The sequence below is a fragment of the Pseudomonas sp. Sample_9 genome, from assembly GCF_004307535.1.
GTDB classification, from domain to species: Bacteria; Pseudomonadota; Gammaproteobacteria; order Pseudomonadales; family Pseudomonadaceae; genus Aquipseudomonas; species Aquipseudomonas mercuritolerans.
The window spans coordinates 1-5,142 of record NZ_RAZO01000305.1 but is presented as its reverse complement, the minus strand read 5'-3'; the positions used below and the strand labels follow the sequence as shown (position 1 = coordinate 5,142).

Sequence of the window (5,142 nt, the reverse complement as noted above, 5' to 3'; positions counted from 1 at the left end):
CGTCGATTTCCAACGGCTACCGGATTACCGCGCCGAGCATCATCACGGCGGATGAAATTCTCGATATCGTCAAATATAAAAACGGAAGCAAAGTGTCCCTCTACCAGGGGCCGCCATGGGCCAAGTCCGGGTCGCTGCGCCAATCGGTGCGTGATTGCCTTTAGAAAAGGCGCTCGATTCGCAAAAAAGGCAGACACCGAAGTTCGTTGTCTGCCTTTTTTCATGGGATGGAGGCTGCGGCCAGCCACCGCAATGGTCTGTGACAGTTATCCGGGAAGCGCTGCCGGATCCTTGACTAGGCTTTGAATGTCGGCCCGTGACGGGATCGGCATGACTCAAAGGAGCCGCGGATCATGGATGATCTGGTCAAGGAAATCATTCCGCTGTTGCAGTACCTCATCCCCGGGTTTCTATCGACCTGGATCTTCTATTCCCTCACTGCATTCAAGCGACCGGATACGTTTGGGCAGATTGTGCAGGCGCTGATATTTACATTTGTGATTCAGGGCGCGGTGTTGGCGGTGGGCAACCTCTGTGTGTGGATTGGCTCGAAGGGTGTTTCATTAGGAAACTGGGATGATCGGGCGCAAACACTCTGGGCATTTGTGTTTTCGCTGTTGCTGGGTTTGTTTGCCTGTTACCTGGCTACAAGTGACAAATTGCACGGCTGGTTACGTAAGCGAAACGTCACGAAACAATCTTCTTTCCCCAGTGAATGGTTCTGCGCTTTCGCCCAGCATGAGCGCTTCATAACCCTGCATTTAAACGACGAAAGGCGCGTATTTGGCTGGCCGGTCGAGTGGCCACGGGAATCATCCAATGGTCAGTTCGTCATGAAATATCCGCGTTGGCTCACGGATGATGGCCAACCTGCATCTATTGGCGCGGAGTTTTTGTTGATAGATTCCGCGAAAGTCAAATGAGTCGAGTTCAGCCCAGTATCAGAGGGATCAACATGCCAACTGCCAGAGCACCACAACCCATGCCAAAGCATTTAGAGCGACTCTTTGTCGGGCCGGACGGAAAAATGCTGGACGTGCCCTTGATCAAAGGCCCCAGTGCGCCGCCGCCTCTGAAACCACGGTCTAGACGATAAACTTCTTCAGCCCCAACCCTGCACCACCGCCCGGCGAATCGCCTCCAGCAACATCGCGAACGCCGGGTTGTCATTGTTCTCCCGCCAGATCAGATGCAGTTCGCTTTGCACTCCTTCGCCCAGATCGATCTCGCGAAACACCACATTCCTGAAGACCACGCTGGTCGCGCAGCGCGGTACCAGCGCCAGACCCATGCCGGCGTTGACCAGCGCCAGAATCGTCAGCGACGAGCCCAGCCACTGCACGTAATCCGGCGCCACCCGCGCTGAACGCAGCGTGCCGGTCAACAATTCGTTGAATGGCGGATAGGCTTCATGGGAGTACATCAGGAACGGTTGTTTATCCAGATCGTTGACTGAGACCTCAGCTGCATTGGCCAGCCGATGCCCGCTCGGCACCGCCAGCACAAACGGTTCGCGCACCAGGCATTCGGTGGCATAGCCCGGTTCCTGCAATGGCGCCCGGGCAATGCCCAGGTCGATGCGGCGGGCACGCAAGGCCTCGTGCTGCTGATAGGTGTTCATCTCCGCCAGATCGATTTTCACCTGAGGCTGTTTGAGTCGCGCTTCGGCGATCACCTTGGGCAGAAACTCATACACCGCGCTGCCGACGAATGCGATGTTCACCGAACCAATGTCGCCCTCGGCAAACCGGCGTGCGGTGATCGCTGCTTGCTGGGCGCGCTCCAGCAGATTCTGCGCTTCGACGAAAAATGCCCGGCCCGCCGCCGTCAGCGCAACGCTTCGGGTGCTGCGGGTAAACAATTCGACGCCAAGGTGATGCTCCAGCAGCTGAATCTGCCGACTCAGCGGCGGCTGGGTCATGTTCAGGCGCTCGGCGGCGCGGCGGAAGTTGAGTTCGGTGGCGACCGTGGTGAAGCAGCGCAGTTGGGTGAGTTCGAACATTGATCTAATCCGGGTATCAATCGAATGCCAGTTTAGATTAGACGGGATCAATGCGCGGCGTCCATGATCGACCCATAGCTTCAAGTCATCCCTAAAAAAACAAGATCGGGAGTCGCCCCTTGAAAACCCTTCAGAGTCCGCCGGACATCACGGTGCTCGCCCGCGCCGCCGCCAAGGTCAAACGCCACGTACTGCCGCTGTTCGTGGTGATGTTCATCGTCAACTACATCGACCGGGTCAACATCGGTTTCGTGCGCAGTCATCTGGAGACCGACCTGGGTATCGGCGCAGCGGCTTATGGACTTGGCGCCGGATTGTTTTTCGTCGGTTACGCACTGTTCGAAGTGCCGTCCAACATGCTGTTGCAGCGCTACGGCGCGCGGGCCTGGCTGACCCGAATCATGTTCACCTGGGGCGCTGCGGCCATGGCCATGGCTTTTGTTCAGGGTGAAACCAGTTTCTACGTGCTGCGCTTTATCCTCGGTGCGGCCGAGGCCGGGTTCTTCCCGGGGATCATTTACTATTTCACCCAATGGCTGCCAGCGTCCGAGCGCGGCAAAACCATGGCGGTGTTTCTCAGCGGCTCAGCGATTGCCTCGGTGATTTCCGGCCCGGTGTCCGGTGCGCTGTTGCATATCAGCGGATTGGGCATGCACGGCTGGCAGTGGATGTTTCTCATCGAGGGCGCGGCTTCGGTGGTGTTGTGTGCTTTCGTCTGGTTCTGGCTGCAATCGCACCCGCGTCAAGCCAAGTGGCTGAGCGAGGAGGAGCGAGACGCATTGGTCGCGGCGATTGCCGAGGAGCAGCGCGCTCGCGAAGCGGTACAAGTCGCCAAGCCGTCGATGTTCAAGCTGTTGGCTGACCGACAGATCGCGCTGTTCTGCTTCATCTATTTCTCTATTGCCCTGACCATTTACGGCGCGACGTTCTGGTTGCCGAGCATGATCAAGAAGATGGGCAACCTGGGCGATTTTCAGGTCGGGCTGCTCAATTCGATTCCGTGGATCATTTCGATTGTCGCCATGTACGTCTTCGCAGCGATGGCCGGCAAATGGAAATTCCAGCAGGCCTGGGTCGCGCTGACCCTGGTGATCGCCGCCATCGGTATGTTCATGTCGACCACCGGCGGGCCGGTGTTCGCCTTCGTCGCCATCTGCTTCGCCGCTATCGGTTTCAAAGCGGCGTCGGCGCTGTTCTGGCCGATACCGCAAAGTTATCTGGATGCGCGCATCGCTGCGGCGGTCATCGCGCTGATCAATTCCATCGGTAACCTTGGCGGCTTTGTCGCGCCGACCGCGTTCGGCATTCTCGAGCAGACCACCGGCTCCATCGAGGGCGGCCTGTACGGCCTGGCGGCGACATCGCTGGTCGCCGCCGTGGTGATCTTCTTCGCCCGCACGGCGCCTGGTGCCAAAGGTAAAACCCCGGCAAAGCCAAGTGAAGAAGCCGCCGCTGTCGTGCCGGCTCGTCCGGCTGCGAGCCACTGAATCGATTGTTGATCTGTCAGGAGCGTTATCTTGAAAATCACCCGTGTCAGCGTCACCCCGATTGCCTTTCGTGATCCGCCACTGCTCAACGCCAGCGGCATCCACGAACCCTTTGCCCTGCGCTCGATCATCGAGATTGAAAGTGACAACGGCTACATCGGCCTCGGCGAAAGCTACGGCGATGCACCGGCGCTGGCGATCCAGCAACAATTGCAGAGCCAGTTGATCGGCCTCGACCCGTTCAACCTCAATCAATTGCGCGCGATCGTGCAGGCCACCGTGGCGGCGAATAAACCCGTCGGCGTCGCTGGTGCCGAACTGGCCCCCGGTTCCCACGCCAGCAAAGCGGTGAGCAATGCCTACTCGGCGTTTGAAGTAGCGTTTCTCGATTTGCAGGCGCACTACCTGAACGTGCCGCTGGTGGACCTGCTCGGCGGGGCGATCCGCGATGAAGTGCCGTTCAGCGCTTACCTGTTTTTCAAGTACGCCGAGCATATCGACTCGCCCTACAAGCCGGACAACTGGGGCGAGGCGCTGAGCGAGCAACAGATCGTCGCGCAGGCAGCGCGGATGATCGAAGCGTACGGGTTCAAGAGCATCAAGCTCAAGGCCGGCACTTTGCCGCCGGAGCATGAAGTGGCTTGCATCAAGGCGCTGAAAAAAGCCTTTCCGGGTTTTCCGCTGCGCATTGATCCGAACGGCAATTGGTCACTGGAGACGGCGATTCGCATGGCCGAACTGCTCGGCGACGATCTGCAGTATTACGAAGACCCGACCCCGGGCCTTGATGGCATGGCTGAACTGCACAAACGCACCGGTCTGCCCCTGGCGACCAATATGGTGGTCACTGATTTCGACGAGTTCCGCCGCAGCGTTGCGCAGAACAGCGTGCAAATCGTCCTCGCCGACCACCATTACTGGGGTGGCCTGCGGGATACGCAGACGCTGGCGAAAATGTGCGATGTGTTTGGCCTCGGCGTGTCGATGCATTCCAATTCGCACCTGGGCATCAGCCTGATGGCCATGGCCCATGTGGCGGCGGCGGTGCCGAATCTGGATTACGCCTGCGACACCCACTACCCGTGGCAGGAGCCGGACGAGGAAGTGATCAAGGGCGGCAAGCTGCCGATTGTCGATGGCTGCGTGAAGATCACCCGTGCGCCGGGGTTGGGGCTGGAACTGGACCATGAGCAACTGGCCAAGCTGCATGATCAGTACCTGACGTGCGGGATTCGCCAGCGCGACGATGTGCGGCAGATGCAGCGGTACAAGGCGGATTGGCGGGCGGTCAAACCGAGATTTTAAGGTCGTTGCGACTGGCTTCTTCGCGAGCAGGCTCGCTCCCACACTTGGCATACGTTTCCCTGTGGGAGCGAGCCTGCTCGCGAATGGCCGCGACGCGATCCTTCAGAGGGTATCAATCAGCCAATCCCTGAACGCCTTCAACGAAGGCAAATTCTCATTGCGCGGCGGGTACACCAGGTAATAGCTGCGGCGGCTGGTAATCGGCTCGCCCAGTTGCAGCAACTCGCCCTTGAGCAACTCATCTTCGACCAGAATCCGCGGCACCAGGCCCACGCCGATATTGGCGCGTACCGCCTGAATCAAGTGCGAGGTCATTTCGAAGCTCGGCCCGATCCGCATGCTGCGATG

The 5,142-nt window shown here is 59.0% G+C and carries 5 protein-coding genes; 3 read left to right on the top strand and 2 right to left on the bottom strand.

The genetic code is table 11. From position 1 onward, the window contains the following. The first annotated feature begins 353 nt into the window (after positions 1-353). Positions 354-923 (top strand): DUF6338 family protein, encoded by a 570-nt coding sequence (locus D6877_RS16910; protein ID WP_130911521.1) that lies wholly within the window; start codon positions 354-356, stop codon positions 921-923. Between the two features lie 179 nt (positions 924-1,102). Here the strand turns inward: D6877_RS16910 and D6877_RS16905 are convergent, their stop codons facing one another. Then, positions 1,103-2,002: a LysR family transcriptional regulator gene (locus D6877_RS16905; protein WP_130911520.1), complete on the bottom strand. Its 900-nt coding sequence runs from the start codon at positions 2,000-2,002 to the stop codon at positions 1,103-1,105. 119 nt (positions 2,003-2,121) lie between these two features. On the opposite strand from D6877_RS16905, the gene D6877_RS16900 reads away from it, so the two are divergent. After that, positions 2,122-3,489 carry an MFS transporter gene (locus tag D6877_RS16900; protein WP_130911519.1) on the top strand — a complete coding sequence of 456 codons (1,368 nt, stop codon included), beginning with the start codon at positions 2,122-2,124 and terminating at the stop codon, positions 3,487-3,489. A gap of 30 nt (positions 3,490-3,519) precedes the next feature. Then, complete coding sequence (locus D6877_RS16895) at positions 3,520-4,794, top strand: glucarate dehydratase family protein (protein ID WP_130911518.1); 1,275 nt, start codon at positions 3,520-3,522, stop codon at positions 4,792-4,794. Between the two features lie 102 nt (positions 4,795-4,896). Here the strand turns inward: D6877_RS16895 and D6877_RS16890 are convergent. Further along, positions 4,897-5,142 (bottom strand): LysR substrate-binding domain-containing protein (locus tag D6877_RS16890; RefSeq protein ID WP_241662915.1); only part of this gene is annotated, 246 nt, incomplete at its 5' end.

Excerpts from the sequence above, each read along its gene's own strand:
- D6877_RS16910 (WP_130911521.1), top strand. The coding sequence starts at position 354 with ATGGATGATCTGGTCAAGGAAATCATTCCGCTGTTGCAGTACCTCATC.
- D6877_RS16905 (WP_130911520.1), bottom strand. The coding sequence starts at position 2,002 with ATGTTCGAACTCACCCAACTGCGCTGCTTCACCACGGTCGCCACCGAA.